Annotated in this window: 1 protein-coding gene; it reads right to left on the bottom strand. The window is 70.6% G+C overall.

The annotated features are described in order from the left end of the window. Window positions 1-721 (bottom strand): glycosyltransferase family 2 protein (locus NKJ21_RS27420; protein WP_254733442.1); only part of this gene is annotated, 721 nt, incomplete at both ends.

Raw genomic sequence — 721 nt, forward strand, 5'->3', positions numbered from 1 at the left:
CGCGCGCTTTTCCAGGATCATGCCCAGAGCGCCGGCCGACAGGTCGACGCCGATGAACACCGCCCAGTAGATCAGGCCCAGGATCAGGTCGTCCGGACGCCACTCCACCGGGTGGGCGACGGCGGCGTAGACGCTGCTGATCAGGGCCCAGATCACGCCCAGGTCGACCAGGGGCGCGGCGACGGCCAGCAGGATCTGGAAGAGCCAGATCTGCGGCAGGGCCACGAAGCCCAGGACCGGCGTCTTGGTGTTGAACATCGCCTTGCGGTGCTTCCACACGCACTGCAGCGTGCCGAACGACCAGCGGAAGCGCTGCTTCAAGAGGCCGCCGACGGTGTCGGGCGCCTCGGTATAGGCGCGGGCGTCGGGGTCGAAGGCCACCTTCCAGCCGGCGCGCTGGCAGGCGATGGTCAGATCCTGGTCCTCGGCCAGGGTGTCGGCCGGATAGCCGCCCAGGGCGTCGAGCACGCTCTTGCGCCACGCGCCCACGGCGCCCGGCACCACGGTGACCGCGCCGAGCGCCGCCAGCGCCCGACGCTCCAGGTTCTGGGCGGTGACATATTCCAGGGCCTGCCAGCGGGTGACGATGTTGACCCGGTTGCCGACGATGGCGTTGCCGGCCACCGCGCCGATGTCCTCGTCCTGGAACCAGCGGGCCAGGCGGCCGATGGTTTCCGGGGGGAACAGGGTGTCGGCGTCCAGGGCCACGACGTACTCGCCC

The sequence above is a fragment of the Klebsiella sp. SWET4 genome (assembly GCF_024296565.1).
Taxonomy (GTDB): domain Bacteria; phylum Pseudomonadota; class Gammaproteobacteria; order Enterobacterales; family Enterobacteriaceae; genus Klebsiella; species Klebsiella variicola.